We start from the raw sequence: 18,673 nt of genomic DNA on the forward strand, positions 1-18,673 counted from the left end.
GCTTCTCTAAATAGCTAGTTTATGCTGAAACACTTAAAAGTACAAGGAAAATAATTTTACCCTTTTTACAAGTCTTCCACAATATTTTACTTAGGAATGATATTCCATCTTCTCTTTTTCGTTACAATTTAAAACTTCTATGTATGATTAAGCCCTTCTCCCATGACGGAACGAAAAGCACATGATAAAATAAAGAGTTAGAGGAGTGAAATAAATGACAGAAATGAATTTTCCTTTTCCTTCTGAGGGGAAAAGATACTATACATGGAATCGCTATTTACGTGATCAATTTGGTCATAAAGTGTTTAAAGTAGCGTTAGACGCAGGCTTTGATTGCCCCAATCGTGACGGCACAGTAGCCTTTGGTGGCTGTACATTTTGCAGTGCTGCTGGCTCTGGCGATTTTGCAGGCAATAAGGTCGATCCAATCGATGTCCAATTTGCCGAAATTCGAGATAAAATGCATCAAAAATGGAAAGACGGCAAATACATGGCCTACTTCCAAGCCTATACTAATACACATGCCCCATTGCCAGTTTTAAAGGAAAAGTTTGAAGCTGCTTTAGCGCAAGAAGGTGTAGTTGGTTTGTCCATTGCTACACGTCCGGACTGTTTACCAGATGATGTCGTAGAATACTTAGCTGAATTAAATGAGCGTACGTATTTATGGATTGAGCTTGGCCTTCAAACTGTTCATGAAAAAACTGCCAATCTTATTAACCGCGCCCATGATTATGCAACCTATGTAGAAGGTGTTGAAAAATTGCGCAAACATGGGATACGTGTTTGCTCACATATTATTAACGGCCTGCCTTTAGAGGACTATGACATGATGATGGAAACCGCACGAGAAGTGGCAAAGCTAGATGTCCAAGGTATTAAAATCCACTTACTTCACCTATTAAAAGGAACACCTATGGTAAAGCAATACGAAAAAGGGATGCTAGAATTTTTAGATCAGGATGTTTACACAAAGCTAGTAGCTGATCAATTAGAAATTTTACCACCTGACATGGTTATTCATCGCATTACAGGCGATGGACCGATTGATTTAATGATTGGGCCAATGTGGAGTGTCAATAAATGGGAAGTGTTGAATGGTATTGATGCCGAGCTTGAACGTCGTGGCAGTTGGCAAGGGAAGTTTTATAAGGCTGAGGTTACAAAATGAAATTACAACGTGTTTTACAGTATGCCCAGTGGCTATTAAAGGATAGTATAGCAGTGGGAGATACGGTGGTTGATGCGACGGCAGGAAATGGCCATGATACCCTCTTTTTAGCACAGCTAGTCGGAGATAAAGGACAAGTATATGCCTTTGATGTTCAAAAGGAGGCAGTGGATGCTACACTCCATCGTCTATTAGATCACGGTTTAGAGCACCGCGCTCTTGTATTAAACAAAGGACATGAGGAAGTATCAAACTTTGTACACAAGCCAGTAGCGGCAGCCATCTTTAATCTTGGCTATTTACCTGGTAGCAACCATGATATTATTACCCAACCAACTACTACAATACAGGCTATCGAGGATTTGCTAAAGCTTTTGAAAATTGGAGGGTTAATTGTCCTAGTCATTTATCATGGTCATCCTGGTGGAAAGGAAGAGCGAGATAGTGTTATTGACTATGTCAGTAAGCTTCCACAAAAATATGTACATGTCTTAAAATATGAATTCCTCAATCAGCAGAATGATCCACCATTTGTTATTGCGTTAGAGAAAATAAAAGAATATCCTATTTAATACGATCAGGTACAAGAAAAAAGGCGATTAATTAGTTTAATAGAAACTAGTTAATCGCCTTCCTCTTTAACTATTTATTTTTTCGTTTTTCATTATAGTCAATCCAGAAATCTGCACCTTTAATTCCTAGTTTACGAGGATCAAAGACAGGGTCTTTTCCTTCTTTTTTCTGTTTCTCATAATCTTTTAATGCAACAATTGCTGGCTTCATAATAATTAAAATGGCAAGTACGTTAATCCAAACCATGAGACCAAGGCCCACATCTCCCATTGCCCATGCTAGACCAGAAGTACGAACTGTACCATAGAATGCTGCAATTAAAATAGCAATTTTTGCTATCCAAATAAATACCTTTTCTGTGTTACCTCTAAATAAATAAGCGACATTTGTTTCAGCAATGTAGTAGTAAGCCATAATTGTTGTAAAGGCAAAGAAGAATAACGCAATAGCTACAAATGGAGCACCAAAGCCTGGTAATGATGAATCAACCGCATATTGTGTATACGCAGCACCCGCTTCAATACTTTTTGCAAATGTCATTTGTTCATCGCCAGCTAATCCACCATTATTAAATTCCCCAATATGGATAAATGGATCTGTTCCTTCCGCTGCCTTTTCATCTTGTACATTGTACATCCCTGTAAATAAAATCATAAATGCCGTAGCAGAACAAATTAATAAAGTATCAATGTACACAGAAGCTGCTTGAACAATCCCTTGCTTAGCTGGATGCGATACTTCGGCTGCTGCTGCAGGGTGAGCCCCTGTTCCTTGGCCAGCTTCATTGGAGTAAATTCCACGTTTAACACCCCAAGCAATGGCAGAACCAATAATACCTCCAAAAATCTCTTGAGCACCAAAGGCACTTGAGAAAATTAATGCAAATACTGAAGGTACTTCAGAGATATTCATAACAATAATGATAATAGCCATAATGATGTATGCTAATGCCATAAACGGTACAATGATTTGAGCTGCATTTGCAATGGATTTAACGCCCCCGATAATAATTGCGCCTAATAAAACGACAATAATAAGACCTGTGATCCAAGTATCCAAACCGAAAGCGTTTTCAACAGCACCTGCAATAGCATTTGACTGTACACCAGGCATTAAGATTAACATCGCAATCAAAGCAGCCACTGCAAAAATAACTGCAAACCATTTTTGGCCCATTCCTTTTTCTATGTAAAAGGCCGGTCCACCACGATATTCAGTATCTTTCTCTTCTTTATAGATTTGAGCTAATGTTGACTCTACATACGCGGTTGCCGCACCAATGAAAGCAATTGCCCACATCCAAAAGACAGCACCGGGTCCTCCCATTCCAATCGCTGTCGCAGTACCGGCAATATTACCTGTACCTACACGTCCTGATAGTGCTATCGACATGGCTTGGAAAGACGAAATTCCTTTATCCGATTTTTCCCCTTTAAACATTAAAACAAACATATCTTTAATATGCCTTACTTGTAGGAACCTTGTAATGATTGAGAAAAACAACCCAATCAATAAGATACCATAAATAAACCATGGTCCCCATAATATCCCATTTAACTTCTCCACAATTACATCCATTTTACCCCTCCAATTTAAAATACCTTACTTTAAGTCATTATAGTATTACACTTTTCTGAAAATTACAATATTATTTTTAAGTAACAATATTTAAGTAAGTAACCTAGTAAATGGAAGGGTATAAACCTATTTAATTATATAACCAATTCTTCTTAGCGCATTATTAATAAAATCTCGAATATACATAAAAATCTCTTCACGCTCTACTTCATGAAATAAATTATGATAACAATTTTCCCATTCTTTGAACTGAAACTCTGTGAATTCTTGTTGATGAAGCCAATTACGAGTTTGTCGAGTTTCAGTAATCTTATCTTTCTCAGCAGTCATGATGAGCATCGGCATATTCGGGAATTCACCTTTAGGTAGCAGCACTAAATTTTTCATCATTTGCTGCAGCTCCCGATACCATTTCACTGACACGACAGACATGAATGGTATATCATCTTTCATCTCTTCTCTACCTTCAACACTTCGCGTTAATTTTTCTAAATTAATATCGTGTGTCATTTTAACATTAGCTGTTAAAGCACTTAAACTCGTTAAAGCATTCGATAATTTACCTGGTAATAGCTTTAATTGCAACCAAGGTGATGTCAAAATAATGCCAGCACATTCATATTGCTTCTTTTGCATTGTATGGAGAATTAATGTTGCTCCAAGACCATGACCTATTAAAAAGGTTGGTAAATTATATGAAAAAGCATTTTCAATTAGATTTCTTGTATACTTATTGTACAATTTGAAGTCCTCATCATGGACACGAGCAAACCTTGCATTAATACCATGATTAGGTAAATCCCCCATGACTATGTGGAAGCCTTCCATTCTTAATTTCTCTATAAGCCATGCATACCAACGGTGATTTTCATAAGCACCATGAAGAATAGCAATCACAGCCTTTGCTTGTCCATCAGCTTCCCATTTCCACATTCACATAGTCCTCCTAAAAAATAATTACACTTTGATTATATCGAAATAAATGCCACATTTTAATTTTATATTTCCATAAAGTTGCGTATTTGATACGATAATACTACATTATAGAAAGAAAAGAGGCGATTTTCATGATTTATCCATTCAAAGATAAAACGCCAAAGATCGATCCGTCTGTTTTCATTGCTGATTATGCAACCGTTACGGGCGATGTAACAATTGGTGCTGAAACAACAATTTGGTTTAATACAGTCATTCGTGGGGATGTCTCACCAACAATTATTGGTAAACGTGTTAGCATCCAAGATCTTTGTTGCTTACATCAAAGCCCAAAATATCCACTTATTATTGAAGATGAGGTTACAGTCGGACACCAAGTCACTTTACATAGTTGTACAATTCGCAAAAATGCTTTAATTGGTATGGGCTCCATTATATTAGACGGTGCAGAAATTGGAGAGGGTGCATTTATTGGAGCAGGAAGCCTCGTACCTCCAGGTAAGGTCATTCCTCCGAATAGTTTAGCATTAGGTCGCCCAGCCAAAGTTGTCCGTGAATTAAATGCTGAAGACAAAGAGGATATGGAACGTATCGTACGTGAATACGTAGAAAAAGGTCAATATTATAAATCCCTTCAGAAGTAACCAATCATACACAAAAATTCAATACTAACGAAAAAAATCCCTCGCGTGGCCGTGACCATTTCTTGTTCACGAGCCAGTGCGAGGTTTTTTTGAAAAAATAAAAGGGGCAACATTGCCCCCTTGCATATTAGTACACTAGAATAACGTTCTAACGACTTCATTACTTTAGTTCAATAGTTTACAGATGTGCTTTTTCTCGAAGTGCATCAGCTTTATCGATTTGTTCCCATGGCACATTTAAGTCAGTGCGGCCAAAATGACCATATGCTGCAGTTTGTTTATAGATCGGACGGCGTAGATCCAGCATTTTAATTATACCTGCTGGGCGTAGATCAAATAGTTCACGAACCCATTCTACGATTTCACTTTCTTTCACTCTGCCTGTACCAAATGTATCGACAGCAATGGAAACAGGTTGTGCAACACCAATCGCATAGGCAAGTTGTACCTCAGCGCGGTCTGCTAATCCAGCTGCTACAATATTTTTCGCTACATAACGTGCTGCATAAGCTGCTGAACGGTCTACCTTTGTCGCATCCTTACCTGAGAATGCTCCACCACCATGACGCGCGTAACCACCGTATGTATCAACAATGATTTTACGTCCTGTTAACCCAGCATCTCCTTTTGGTCCACCGATTACAAAACGGCCAGTTGGGTTGATGAAATATTTCGTGTTAGCATCTAATAATTCACTTGGCACAACAGGTCCAATAACAAATTCTTTTAAATCTGCTTGAATTTGATCCAGTGTTGCCTCTTCATCATGCTGTGTTGAAATAACAATAGTATCCACACGTACTGGTACATTATTGTCATCATATTCAATCGTTACTTGAGTTTTACCATCAGGACGTAAATACGCTAATTCTCCTGATTTACGTACTTCTGTTAAACGACGTGCTAATTTGTGTGCTAAACTAATTGGTAGTGGCATTAACTCTGGTGTTTCATTACATGCGTAACCAAACATTAGACCTTGGTCACCAGCACCAATAGCTTCAATATCAGCATCTGTCATTGAGCCTTCACGCGCTTCTAATGCTTGGTCAACACCTTGTGCAATATCCGGTGATTGTTCACCAATAGCCACAAGCACGGCTAAGTTTTCAGCATCAAAGCCATATTTACCGCGTGTATAGCCTATTTCGGCTACAGTATCACGAACGATACCTTTAATATCTACATAAGTAGAAGTTGTAATTTCTCCTGCTACTAATACTAATCCTGTTGTTACAGTAGTTTCACACGCTACACGTGCATTTGGATCTTCTGCTAAAATAGCATCTAAAATGGCATCCGAGATTTGGTCACAAATTTTATCTGGATGTCCTTCTGTTACACTCTCTGATGTAAACAGTCGACGGTTTGTCATTTGGTTTTCCTCCTATTACTTTTATGAAAAGTAGTTGTGTATGAATACGGTACTCATTACCCATGTCAAGTCCGCTCCTAAGGATTGAACTCTCAAGCCGTTACTGCTGCTTTTAACACGAGGATTTCGAAAGATCCGTCATTATAATAAGGAAAGAACTACATATACTTACCTTTACATTCATTTTAAACAATAAAAAAATCCTTTACTCACGTTACTTTACATGAGGAAAGGAATAATGACTTCGTAACCTTTCACTCTTATCGTTCAAGGGATGTTCCCTTGCATCAGGTTGGCACCAACGCATGTCGTGAAATGATTCATGCAGGTTGCCGGGTTTCACAGGGCCTGACCCTCCACCAGCTCGGGATAAGAGTATCCGTTCAATTGTATGTTACTGAAAAGGTCGAACGTTGTCAAATATTTTCTAATGTATTACTGTATAGAAAGGAAGGAACTGATTAAACAAAAACTTTTCATACTTGGATGATGATGTAAATAGAAGCAAATTAATCCCTACAACATACCTAGCATCTTGTGGTAACATATGTGTGGCTCAATTTTTATGCCTAATTACAGTAGGATTGATTGGATTCTACTCGAAAAACATTATTTTTTGTCAGTTTATTGAAAAGTGATAAAAACTCTAAAATAATTTCTTAATTAGTATAGATTATTTAAGCAATTGTGTTATACTATTTTTGAAATTAAGAAAAAATCCCTCTAAATCAAGGGAATACTATAAAAAAGGATGGTATTTAATCGATGAATTCAGTAGAAATTGCAAACGAACTGAAGGAATTATTAAACGGCGGTAACATTAATGTTCAACTTTCAGTACCACAATTAGCAGAAAAAGCTACATCTCGTGGTGAAGCAATGTTAACAGTAGATGGCGCAGTTCGTGCAGAAACTGGCAAATACACTGGTCGTTCACCTAAAGATAAATATACGGTAGAAGAAGAAAGCACAAAAGATCAAATTGACTGGGGTAAAGTCAACCAACCTATTTCTTCTGAAGTGTTCGATAACCTATATGTAAAAGTAATAAAATATTTAAAAGAACGTGACGAGTTATTCGTATTCAAAGGCTTTGCAGGTGCTGACAAAGATTCTCAATTAAGCATTCAAGTGATTAATGAATACGCTTGGCACAATCTTTTTGCTCATCAATTATTTATCCGTCCAACTAAAGAAGAATTAGCTTCTCATGTTGCAGACTTCACAGTTATCTCTGCTCCTAACTTTAAAGCAGATCCTGCAGTTGATGGTACATCTTCTGAAACATTCATCATTGTATCACTTGAAAAGAAAATTATTTTAATTGGTGGTACTGAGTATGCTGGTGAAATGAAAAAATCTATTTTCGGTATCATGAACTACTTATTACCACAACAAGGAATCCTTTCAATGCACTGTTCAGCAAACGTTGGTGAAGCTGGCGATGTGGCATTATTCTTCGGTCTATCTGGTACTGGTAAAACGACTTTATCTGCTGACCCAGATCGTAAGCTTATCGGTGACGATGAACATGGCTGGTCTGATAATGGAGTGTTCAACATTGAGGGTGGTTGCTATGCAAAAACAATCAACCTTTCTGCTGAAAAAGAACCAGAAATCTACAATGCAATCCGCTTCGGTTCTGTTTTAGAAAACGTAGCTGTTGACCCAGAAACTCGTATTTGTGATTATGATGATGGTTCATTAACAGAAAACACACGTGTTGCTTATCCAATCCAATACATCGAAAATATTGTTGATCCATCTGTTGCAGGTCATCCAAAAACTATCATCTTCTTAACAGCTGATGCGTTTGGCGTATTACCTCCAATCAGTAAATTAACAAAAGAGCAAGCAATGTACCACTTCCTAAGCGGTTTCACTTCTAAACTTGCTGGAACTGAACGTGGTGTAACAGAACCAGAACCAGTATTCTCTACTTGCTTCGGTTCTCCATTCCTTCCACTTCCTGCAACAGTGTATGCAGAAATGTTAGGTCAAAAGATTGACGAGCACGGCGCACAAGTATTCCTAGTAAACACTGGTTGGACTGGTGGCGAATATGGTACAGGTAGCCGTATGAAGCTTTCTTACACACGCACAATGGTACGTGCAGCAATCGATGGCAAATTAACAAATGTAGAAACAACACAAGATGCTGTCTTTGGTTTACACATTCCAACAGCAGTTGAAGGTGTACCTTCTGAAGTGTTAAACCCTCGTGAAGCTTGGGCAGATAAAGCTGCTTATGATGAAAAAGCGGCTGAACTTGCAGGTCTATTCAATGAAAACTTTAAGAAATTCACAAACGTTTCTGAAGCTATCATTACACTTGGTGGCCCATTAAAATAAACTATATACAGAACAAAGGGAACGATTTCACTCGTTCTCTTTTTCTTTTTTCTTAATGATAATATAGGGAGTTACGTATGATTATTTTTAAGTTAACTACAATTGCATGATTACTAGTGTTAACTTGGAAAAAGGCATAACCTGATAAAAGTAATTTTGGTCAATTTCAGTTTTATTGACTCCTTTTTTCATTTCATACCTGTTATAGAATATCTGTACCCGAATAAAGGTAGAAAAAATCGATATTTAAAGTTTTTTAGCAAAATAAAACAATAAATAGAGTTTGAGCCCATCCTCTCTATAAATTAGATAGGATGGGCTTATTGTTTGTTCCTGTTAGAAAGAAGGACAAAGAAAAATACCTTTGCAGTATGATTGATTGGTGTGGAGCCTGCGTCACTCCTAGGGGATTAGCGTCACAGATAAGACCCTGGAGCGAACGAAGTGAGTGAAGCGGCTTATCGGACGCCCCCTGGAAAGGACGCCGGCGGAACGGAAATCAACCCCTCGCCTTGCCACTTTGAACAAGAAGCCTTCTTGTTCTCTCAAATTACATACTTCAATTTTCTTTGTTTCAATTATTGTTGTTTCATCCATTGGCAAAGAGCGCGGACGGTTTCTCGATTTTTAGCAGGTGGGTATTGATGGGCATAGTTAGGGTCATACCATGTTTCGTATGTTTTATTAGCCTCGTCTAAGAAAAAGGCCAATTGTCTAGCATGTTCGATATCAACATTTTCATCCCGATAGCCATGGATAATTAATACTGGAGCTGTTATTTGCTCAACTTCGAAAAGCGGTGTTCGTGCATCATAAGCTTCAGGTACACGATTCGGTGTTCCTCCAATCACCCGTTTCATCATTCTTCGCATATCTGTTCGCTCCCAATAAGTAGCTGTTGCATCAGAAACACCTGCCCATGTGACGACAGAGGTGATATCCTTTCTTAAAATAGCTGTCCAAAGAGCCATAATTCCCCCACGGGAAAAACCAAAAACATGTATATTATCATTGCAAAATTGTTTGAGAACATCTACAGCATAGACTGCATCGTAACGGTCTGCACCTGCAAATTCGTCACGACCTTCTCCACCACGATTTCCACGATAGTATGGAGCAAACACAATAAAGCCCTGAGCTGCAAATTGAGCAATACGTGATGGTCTTACCATTCCAATGCTTTGCATGCCCCCTCTTAAATATAAAAAGCCATCATATGTACCTTCTGCCTTTGGCTCTGCTAATAATCCTTTTATACGTAAACCCTGTGATAAATAAGTTATTTCAGTTAACCGTATGGCTGGATTTGGTGAAGGATAGGCTCGCTTTTCTACAATTTCACCATTGTTTGTCACGATGTTTCAACTCCTCCAGCATTTTTCTCATGCCCTCATCCTTCATATGAAAGCTTAAGTTAGGATGATGGATGAATTCTTCATCTGTTAACCAAAGCATGCCCGATGTTTCTAGATCAAATTCAATATGCTCTTGACCTGCAAATTGTGCAGTAAAAACTGTTTTACAAAATTTCACTTCATCGTGAACCGCATATTCTGCGAACCATTGCAGATTTTTCACATGGACACCCGTCTCCTCAAAAACTTCCCGAATAGCTGCCTCCTCTAAGGTTTCGCCCTCCTCTAATTTGCCCCCTGGCACCTCTACACCACGTCGTTTATGGATGGTACATAGCCATTTATTTTCATGCTTTAAAAAAACAAGGACATGCTTGGGCTCTACTTCAAATTCCCCTCTTGAAAAACTTAAATCGACTTGTAGGCCATGTAAATCTGTAAATGTTAGCATAGTTTCACCCTCACGTTCTTTCTTGATGAAAACAGAAGCAACAATCACTCATTGCTCCTATTTTATGGACAGAATCTCTCGTTGATTCCTTTTTATAATGGACACTAGATGTTAATTATTATCATCCTCTAGCTTATCTATGTTAACTATAGTGTAATCCAACAAAGACAAGCAACTCTAAATTACAGCAAGCAAAAAAGCGTGCTTCATACGAAGACACGCTTTCGCTTAGATTACTTGCTTCCCATCAAAATAAACAACAGGACTTTTTACAACACAATCAATATGAACATCTGCCGCATTTGCCCCACCAAATGGCACATTACTGCCAAATGCAATATGGATTGTTCCATACACCTTTTCATCCTCTAATACATTACCACATAGGATTGCACTTTTATTGGCTCCGATGCCAAACTCTGCGATTACTCTACCATTACCTTCGCCCAGTAGTTGCAGTAATTGTGGACCATCTGGGCCAATTGCCTCTTCTAAACGTCCATTCTTGATTTTTAATAATAATGGCTCCTTTAGAACACCAATATTAGCAATTGAACCATCCACTAAAATTTCGCCATTTGCAGATGTTTCGATTGGGGCAATATAGGATTCTCCTGAAGGGATATTCCCGTGCTCCCCTGCTTGACGAATGATACCTGTAGAGGGAATTCCTACACGTTTTTCTACACTGAAGGTCAACTCATGTCCACCTTTAACAATTCGAATATCGTTTGCCGCATCGAGTAGTTGGACATATTTTCCCACCAACTCTTCTATTTCCTGTGCATTTGCATGAAGTGCACCTTGCTCAAGCATCTCCAATGTAACACCTGGCATTGTCGCTACGCGTCCACCATGCTCACAGGCATTTTTACGTGCCGCTGTATGAGTTAAGGAATGTGAGGTAATACAAAGCGTAACATCAGCATTAGCCATAAGTGTCGATACTGCAATGATTGGCTCCTGACCAGATTTTTCTAGTAACGGCATGACCATAAACATTGTCTTAGCTGTAATCGTCAGCCCAGCTTCATAAAAAATTTTCGCAATGTCTTGCTTGTGAATATCCGTCAAAATCAATAATGTTTCTGATGATTGAACATTTAAATTACCTTTTAAGATAGTAAGTGCAATGTCATGTAAATGTTGCATAATAGGACTCCTTAATTAAAATTCAAATGATATCTCCGAATAATTCCTTCTATTTCATTTCTGGCCTCTGTTAAAGGGCCTAACACCTCTGGAACACGTTCCTCGGTAAAACGATAGATGGGTCCCGAAACAGTAATCGAGGCGACAACCTGTTCTTCACTATTGAATATTGGCATAGCGAGCGCCAAGACGTCGACAGAGTATTCACTATTACTTAGTGCATAACCACATGCACGTATTTTTTCAAGCTCTGCCCGTATTTCATTGGCATCTGTCATTGTATTATTTGTATAGGCTTTTAAGGGTTCGTCAATAACCTTTGCAATTTGCTCTTCATTTAGGAATGCAAGCATAGAGCGATAGGAGGCCCCTACGTAAAGCGGCGACCTACTCCCTCTTGAAACAGTAAATTTCACCTTATTTACAGGTTCTGCTTTTAGTAATGTTAACGCTTCCAGTCCATTCAAAACTGTAAAAATAGCAGTTTCACCAGTGACATCCTTTAATTGATCAAGAACTGGCATACATAGCTGATCTATGTTTAATGAATCATACATATTCATACCAATTTCCCATAATGCAATACCAAGTGAGTATTTTTTAGTTACGGGATCTTTCGTAATAAAGCCATTATTTTCAAAGGTTTCAAGAATGCGATATAAATTTGTATGATTCATATTCATCGCCATTGCTAACTCTCTTCCGCCCCATGTGGGCTTTTCCTTTGTAAACATTTTTAAAACTGCAATTGATAAATTTAACGTCTTTAGCATATCTCTCATCCTTCTGATCTATTTATCTGTACAAACGGCTGCAAATCTTTCGCTTAAGGGGGAATAATTGAAAGATTTAGCAGCCGTCAGCACCTGATATCACTTTATCAAAAGTAAGAGAGTAGCTAATCTCTTACTTTTGATATAGGAAATCAACAGCAGCAGTAATATATACTTTTGCACAGCGTACGATATCCTCAACACGCACTTTTTCATTATAACCATGAATACTTGGCAAATACGCTGGACCATATTGTAATACAGGAATGTCATATTGTCTGAAATGTCGAGCATCACTGCTTGCCCATTGCATCACACCATATGCCTCTTGACCTGTAACAAATGAAATATTGTCCACAATCGATTGACACACAGGATTTTCAGCTGGCGTATAATTCGCTACGCTTTTGAAGCCAAAACGTTGAATCGAATAATCGATAGCTAAACTATCTAGTTTATTCTTCAAAATTTCTGTTACTTGTTCTTGTGTAATACCAAAAGGTAAGCGACAATCAACCTGTACCTTACAATAATCTGGGATAACGTTGGACTTCGTACCTCCCTCAATTGTACCAATATTTACAGTAATTTTCTCTAAAACATCTTGATATTTCAATCGATCTTTCTCCACCTCACGCATGTATTTCTTTGATACTTCGATAAGTGGCTGTACTTCTTCAGGAATGGAAATGTCCATATCCCATAATGTACGAATCTCTTGAATAGCTCGAATGGCATCGACAATAGCATTTCGTCCAGCTAAAGGAGATAGACTTCCATGTCCTGGTTCCCCACGTACTTCTAATTCAAACCAGTAAGAGCCCTTTTGTCCGATTGTAGGATTCAACGGTGAAGACGGCTCTGCAATTAAACAGCCATCTCCTTTTACTAAACTTCGTTCTAACAACCAAGGAACACCATATTCTCCACCCGTTTCTTCATCTGGTACGATCGCCAACGTTAATTTGCCTGGTAATTCAATATCCATTTTCTTCAGTAGCTTTGTCGCAAAAATAATACCCGCTAAACCAGCTTTCATATCACTTGCACCACGACCAAGCATCCAGCCATCCTTTACCTCTCCTGAGAATGGATCGAAATCCCACTTCGATAAATCGCCCACAGGTACAACATCTGTATGACCACAATAAACAAGTTCTTTTCCTTCACCATTACCAATAGAGGCAACCAAGTTAAACATTTTATCTGCAGCTTCATATTTTTGGTACGTAATGCCCACTTCATGTAAATAATTTTCGATAAAGGCTGTTATTTCAGTCGTATCTCCTGGAGGGTTGACACTGGGAATTTGAATAAGTTTTGAACAAAATTCAATTAATTCATCTTGATGATTTTCGACTGCATCGAGTAATTGCATTTTCAGTGCTTGTAAATCATTCATGTGTGTGCACCTCATTTCCTTTCGTTTGTAAGTGACTCATACTACCATATAAATTTTTCATATGGGTAAATTGTTCTTCATCATAGAAGGAGCACTTCTTAGCACCGTATGTTTTTGCTACTTCCAAGACAAATCGCACAACACTTTCAACATCTGTAACATGTGTTGCACCTGTCGCACAGCCTGCCACGACAGATTCTGTAGTAATCGCCACACCAACAACAGGGCTGGATGTTGCAACAGCTGGTTGTAAAATACTATTAATATGATATAGACCATTTCCATAAGGTGTAATATCTTGCATCGTAATCGGCAGTACAACTGGTGAAATTCCTGCTGATTGCGTATAAGCATGTAAAAGATCATCACTAATTTTCAATATGTAACCTTCTTTGACTGTTGGTGTAATAGCAAACCCTTTATGGTTACACACTTGATTGCCTTTTGTTGTATCAATCGAGAGAATCGCATCCATCGTATCTTCTACTTCATTTTCGTTCATGACACTAATATCCACCGGTGAGTTCATAAATGGCACCGGCTCATGTGGTAAGGTTGGTGCTGTTGGACAAATATGCGTCGAGAAAATAACATCTCCTTCTAACTGATCACCCTTAAGGGCCATATCAATGGCTTTAGCTGCTCCTGCCATACATGCTAGAGCGCCATCTCCATCCGATACAAAGCCTGTCATTTCAGGGCGTGCTCCAATACCCCCTAAACGACCAATAATTCCTAATGTAGGTGCATTCCCACCTGAGGATTTACCATTCTTTCCTTTCACTAGAACGCGAACAAAATCTGTTGAGCCACTTTCACCTTGAATCGTTTTTACTTTGACATCTGCTTTTGAATCAATATCGTGTAAATACTCTTTAATTGTTTCTCCATTTACATTGATACTATCCATTACCTCGTATAATTCAATAACATGCTTCAATGACATAATTAGTCCGCTCCTTTTTCTATTAACTAAATTTTATTTATATCGATGATACTTCTTGCTGTATTGACTTGAATAAATGACATGATACTTGATGTGTCGCTGTCACTGTATCAAGTGTAGGTTGGACCTTTGCACATTTTTCTGTAGCAAAGCGACAACGCTTATGGAATGCACAGCCACTCGGAGGATTTACCGGACTCGGAACATCACCCGATAAAATAATCCGTTCCTTTGAATCGAAAGGATTTTCCTTAGGAATGGCTGATAACAGGGCTTGTGTATATGGATGTTGAGGGCTTTCATAAATTTCCTTGTATGTGCCAATTTCCACAATTTTACCTAAATACATAACTGCAATGCGATCACACATATAATTCACGACATTTAGATCATGTGAGATAAATATATAGGTTAAGCCGAAATCTCTCTGTAAATCTTTTAATAGATTGATAACCTGTGCTTGGACGGAAACATCTAACGCTGAAACAGGTTCATCACATACAACAATATCTGGATTGAGTGCAAGGGCACGAGCAATATTAATGCGTTGTCTTTGACCACCCGAAAATTCATGTGGATGACGTTTTGCATGGTATGCACTTAATCCCACTGTTTCAAGTAATTCAATGACACGCTTTTTGCGTGATGCTTCATCACCCATACCATGGATGACTAAAGGCTCTGCAATGAGATATTCAATTGTTTTACGAGGATCCAGTGATGCATAAGGATTTTGGAAAACCATTTGTATCGATTTTCGGGCAGAACGGATATCCTTTGTATTTAAACTAGCTAAATCTGTTCCCTTAAACTCCACGACTCCCTCCGTTGGTGAAATCAGCTGGTTGATTAAACGGGCAACCGTTGATTTACCACAACCCGACTCGCCAACAATCCCAAGTGTCTCTCCTTTATATAACTCAAAACTTACGCCATCTACTGCTTTCACAAATTGAGTCGATTTTTTAAAAGGAATTGAACTTTTAATTGGAAAGTGCTTTTTTAAATTACTTACCTTTAAAACAAGTTCATTGTGCTGTTGCATTAAAAATTCCCTCCTTCCTTGCGACAATTTGTTCTTTTGATTGTAAATGACAAGCCACAAAATGATTATCCTGCACTTCCACTAAGTCAGGAACAGTACTACGGCAAAGATCTGTTGCTAAAGGACACCGTGCTGAGAAATGGCAGCCGCTATGTGGCATAGTTAAATCTGGCGGACTACCAGGAATGGCTGGTAATCTTTGTTGACCTTGTGTGCCCATTGTAATTTGAGATTCTAATAATCCCCAAGTATAAGGATGTAACGGTTTTTCATAGAGTTGTCTTGTCGTTGTAGATTCCACAGTACGTCCTGCATACATGACATTTACTTTGTCACAAAGCTCCCAAACGACACCTAAATCATGCGTAATCATAATGATGGCTGTATCATGTTCTTGCTGTAATTTCTTCATCAAATCAAGAATTTGAGCCTGCACGGTTACATCTAGTGCAGTTGTTGGTTCATCGGCAATGAGTAGCTTTGGATTACAAGCAAGTGCAATAGCAATCATGACACGTTGACGCATTCCACCTGAAAATTCATGTGGATACATTTTCAAACGCTTTTCAGGTTCAGGAATGCCTACCATTTTCAACATATCTACAGCTTTGAAAGCAGCATCCTTTTTCGATATATTTTCATGTGCTTGGATGACCTCTATAATTTGATTGCCCACGGTTAGTACAGGATTCAAGCTTGTAATTGGATCTTGGAAAATCATCGACATTTCATTGCCCCGTACATTACGCATTTCTTTCTCAGAAATAGCCATTAAATCACGGCCATTGAATTGAATTTTTCCATTCGTTATCTTTCCTGGCGGAGATGGAATTAAACGCATAAGAGCAGTAGCAGTCACACTCTTTCCTGACCCTGACTCTCCCACAATACCTAATGTTTCCTTCTTATTTAATTGTAAATTAACTCCATTGACAGCTTTCATCGTAGAGCCGCTACTTTTAAATTCTACTGTTAAATTTTCTACATCTAGTAAACGTTCAGTCATGACTCCACCCCCTTCCATTAGACTTTCATTTTCGGATCTAATGCATCGCGCAATCCATCACCTAAAAGGTTAATACCAAGAACAGTTAGTAAAATACAAATACCTGAAAATGTTGCCATTTGGGGGTTTAATACTAAAAAGTCTTTACCATCCTTTAAAATACTGCCCCAGGAAGCGGTTGGTGGTTGAACCCCTAAACCTAAAAAGCTAAGGGCTGCCTCTGAAATAATAGCGCCTGCTGTACTCATCGTTCCGTAAACAATTAATGGTGCTAAACAATTCGGTAGTATATGACTAAAAATTACCCGTCTATGTGTAGCGCCTAAAGAATGAGTGACTTCGATAAATTCTTCCTCTTTAACGCTTAATACTTGGCCACGAACAAGCCTTGCGAACCCTGGGATATTAGCAATACCAATGGCAACAATAACATTGACAAGCCCTTGTCCTAATACCGTCATTAACGTAATCGCTAGTAAAATGAATGGAAATGCGAAAAGACCATCCATTGTGCGCATGATAATAGAATCAATACGACCACCAAAATATCCTGCAACTAAGCCTAATAACGTGCCAAACACAGCGCCAAATAACACTGCTGCAATGCCAACAATCATTGAAATTCGAGTACCATAAACTAACCGACTAAACAAATCACGACCATAGTTATCTGTTCCTAGTAAATGTCCTTCGGTATTCATAGGTAAAAATGATTTACCAACAAGCATTTCATTCGGTGGATGGGTAGCAATCAGAGGTGCAAAAATAGCAATAATGCCCATCAACGTTACAATAATTAAGCCAATTGATGCTAATTTATTTTTTAGCAACTTCCGCAACAATGTATTTCTTTTTCTCGTTTCATTGACGATTGCTTGAGTCATTATTATTTTTTCCCCCCATCCGATTCTAAGTTGACCTTAGGATTTACAACTTTATAAAGCACATCGACGATTAAGTTTATAAGCACAAAGATAAACGCAATGAAAATGACAGTTCCTTGTACGACTACAAAATCACGTTTATCAATAGCGTCTACAATCAACCGCCCCATACCAGGCCAACTAAAAATAGTTTCTGTTAAAACCGCCCCACCAAGTAAATTTGAAATTTGCATACCTAGTACCGTTAAAATAGGTGTTAGCGCATTTTTCAATGCATGTTTCCCAATCACTAAATATTCTTTGATCCCTTTAGATCGAGCTGTTTTAATATAATCTTGTGAAATAACCTCTAGCATACTAGAACGTGTAATCCGTGCGAAGGTCGCCATTGGAATTGTTGCTAAAGCAAATGCTGGCAAGATTAAATGCTTCACATATGTCCAAAGACCATCACTGATATTCCCCATCCCAGTCGCAGGGAACCAACCAAGATTGACACTGAAAAATAAGACAAGCATAATCCCCAACCAAAAAATTGGCATAGATACACCGACTAATGACACAAGCATGACAATATAATCAATGATTGTATTTTGCTTTCTAGCTGCTAGGATGCCTGCTGGTATTCCGATGATGACGGCTATTAACAAAGCTGCTAATGCAAGTATGACTGTGTTAGGAAATCTTTCGATAATAAGCCCGATGACAGACTCACTATAAGAATAGGAATATCCTAAATTTAACTGCGCCAAGTCTCCTACATATGAAATAAATTGTGAAGGCATTGATTTATTTAAACCTAGCTCTTCTCTTAAATTTTCTACATCTTCCACACTGGCTTGTGGCCCAAGCATAACTGCAGCTGGATCGCCTGGAATCATTCGCGTAATAATAAAGACGATAATCCCTACTACTAGCAGTGTTGGAATAAGGTTCACTAACCTTTTTAAAATAAATGAGCCCATCTTATGCAAGACCTCCTTTTCATTATTAGAATCAGTGGTTCATATTGTGAATAACCAAATACTAC

General features: G+C 38.3%; 17 protein-coding genes and 1 riboswitch. Of the genes, 4 read left to right on the top strand and 13 right to left on the bottom strand.

Annotation, left to right across the window (positions count from 1 at the left end; all coding sequences use genetic code 11):
* The first annotated feature begins 214 nt into the window (after positions 1-214).
* The gene (locus tag OU989_RS16840; RefSeq protein WP_274794156.1) at positions 215-1,171 is read left to right on the top strand and encodes a tRNA modification radical SAM protein MnmL/YtqA; all 957 of its coding nucleotides are present in this window, start codon (positions 215-217) and stop codon (positions 1,169-1,171) included.
* A complete protein-coding gene (locus tag OU989_RS16845; protein WP_274794157.1) occupies positions 1,168-1,743 on the top strand; it encodes a tRNA 5-(aminomethyl)-2-thiouridylate-methyltransferase MnmM in 576 nt (191 codons plus the stop codon). The genes OU989_RS16840 and OU989_RS16845 overlap by 4 nt, the downstream gene beginning before the upstream one ends.
* A 70-nt stretch (positions 1,744-1,813) precedes the next feature.
* On the opposite strand, the gene OU989_RS16850 is transcribed toward OU989_RS16845, so the two are convergent.
* The gene (locus tag OU989_RS16850) at positions 1,814-3,322 is read right to left on the bottom strand and encodes an alanine/glycine:cation symporter family protein (RefSeq protein WP_274794158.1); all 1,509 of its coding nucleotides are present in this window, start codon (positions 3,320-3,322) and stop codon (positions 1,814-1,816) included.
* A 126-nt stretch (positions 3,323-3,448) separates the two neighbouring features.
* Positions 3,449-4,255: an alpha/beta hydrolase gene (locus OU989_RS16855; protein ID WP_274794159.1), complete on the bottom strand. Its 807-nt coding sequence runs from the start codon at positions 4,253-4,255 to the stop codon at positions 3,449-3,451.
* Between the two features lie 134 nt (positions 4,256-4,389).
* On the opposite strand from OU989_RS16855, the gene OU989_RS16860 reads away from it, so the two are divergent.
* Positions 4,390-4,902 carry a gamma carbonic anhydrase gene (locus tag OU989_RS16860; protein ID WP_274794160.1) on the top strand — a complete coding sequence of 171 codons (513 nt, stop codon included), beginning with the start codon at positions 4,390-4,392 and terminating at the stop codon, positions 4,900-4,902.
* A 178-nt stretch (positions 4,903-5,080) separates the two neighbouring features.
* Here OU989_RS16860 and metK read toward each other — a convergent pair whose 3' ends face one another.
* Positions 5,081-6,277 (bottom strand): methionine adenosyltransferase, encoded by a 1,197-nt coding sequence (gene metK / locus OU989_RS16865; RefSeq protein ID WP_274794161.1) that lies wholly within the window; start codon positions 6,275-6,277, stop codon positions 5,081-5,083.
* Between the two features lie 257 nt (positions 6,278-6,534).
* Positions 6,535-6,653: riboswitch (SAM riboswitch) on the bottom strand.
* Positions 6,654-7,042: 389 nt separating this feature from the next.
* Here metK and pckA point away from each other — a divergent pair.
* Positions 7,043-8,629, top strand: a complete 1,587-nt coding sequence (pckA, locus tag OU989_RS16870) for a phosphoenolpyruvate carboxykinase (ATP) (protein WP_274794162.1) — start codon at positions 7,043-7,045, stop codon at positions 8,627-8,629.
* 578 nt (positions 8,630-9,207) lie between these two features.
* Here the strand turns inward: pckA and OU989_RS16875 are convergent.
* The 10 genes from OU989_RS16875 to OU989_RS16920 all read right to left on the bottom strand — a co-directional run bounded on the left by OU989_RS16875 (position 9,208) and on the right by OU989_RS16920 (position 18,608).
* Complete coding sequence (locus OU989_RS16875) at positions 9,208-9,984, bottom strand: alpha/beta hydrolase family protein (protein ID WP_274794163.1); 777 nt, start codon at positions 9,982-9,984, stop codon at positions 9,208-9,210.
* Entirely contained in the window at positions 9,968-10,435 is a 468-nt protein-coding gene (locus OU989_RS16880) for an NUDIX domain-containing protein (RefSeq protein ID WP_274797370.1), read from the bottom strand. Before OU989_RS16880 ends, OU989_RS16875 begins: the two co-directional genes overlap by 17 nt.
* Positions 10,436-10,663: 228 nt before the next feature.
* Positions 10,664-11,587: an aminopeptidase gene (locus tag OU989_RS16885; RefSeq protein WP_274794164.1), complete on the bottom strand. Its 924-nt coding sequence runs from the start codon at positions 11,585-11,587 to the stop codon at positions 10,664-10,666.
* A gap of 11 nt (positions 11,588-11,598) precedes the next feature.
* Positions 11,599-12,360 carry an IclR family transcriptional regulator gene (locus tag OU989_RS16890; RefSeq protein ID WP_274794165.1) on the bottom strand — a complete coding sequence of 254 codons (762 nt, stop codon included), beginning with the start codon at positions 12,358-12,360 and terminating at the stop codon, positions 11,599-11,601.
* A 133-nt stretch (positions 12,361-12,493) separates the two neighbouring features.
* A complete protein-coding gene (locus tag OU989_RS16895) occupies positions 12,494-13,762 on the bottom strand; it encodes a M20 family metallopeptidase (protein ID WP_274794166.1) in 1,269 nt (422 codons plus the stop codon).
* The gene (locus tag OU989_RS16900) at positions 13,755-14,708 is read right to left on the bottom strand and encodes a DUF1177 domain-containing protein (RefSeq protein ID WP_274794167.1); all 954 of its coding nucleotides are present in this window, start codon (positions 14,706-14,708) and stop codon (positions 13,755-13,757) included. Before OU989_RS16900 ends, OU989_RS16895 begins: the two co-directional genes overlap by 8 nt.
* Positions 14,709-14,745: 37 nt before the next feature.
* Positions 14,746-15,753: an ABC transporter ATP-binding protein gene (locus tag OU989_RS16905; RefSeq protein ID WP_274794168.1), complete on the bottom strand. Its 1,008-nt coding sequence runs from the start codon at positions 15,751-15,753 to the stop codon at positions 14,746-14,748.
* Positions 15,737-16,759 carry an ABC transporter ATP-binding protein gene (locus OU989_RS16910; RefSeq protein WP_274794169.1) on the bottom strand — a complete coding sequence of 341 codons (1,023 nt, stop codon included), beginning with the start codon at positions 16,757-16,759 and terminating at the stop codon, positions 15,737-15,739. Before OU989_RS16910 ends, OU989_RS16905 begins: the two co-directional genes overlap by 17 nt.
* Before the next feature lie 17 nt (positions 16,760-16,776).
* Positions 16,777-17,643 carry an ABC transporter permease gene (locus tag OU989_RS16915; RefSeq protein ID WP_274794170.1) on the bottom strand — a complete coding sequence of 289 codons (867 nt, stop codon included), beginning with the start codon at positions 17,641-17,643 and terminating at the stop codon, positions 16,777-16,779.
* A 2-nt stretch (positions 17,644-17,645) separates the two neighbouring features.
* A complete protein-coding gene (locus OU989_RS16920) occupies positions 17,646-18,608 on the bottom strand; it encodes an ABC transporter permease (RefSeq protein WP_274794171.1) in 963 nt (320 codons plus the stop codon).
* Between the last annotated feature and the right edge of the window lie 65 nt (positions 18,609-18,673).

The sequence above is a fragment of the Lysinibacillus irui genome, from assembly GCF_028877475.1.
Lineage (GTDB): Bacteria > Bacillota > Bacilli > Bacillales_A > Planococcaceae > Lysinibacillus > Lysinibacillus irui.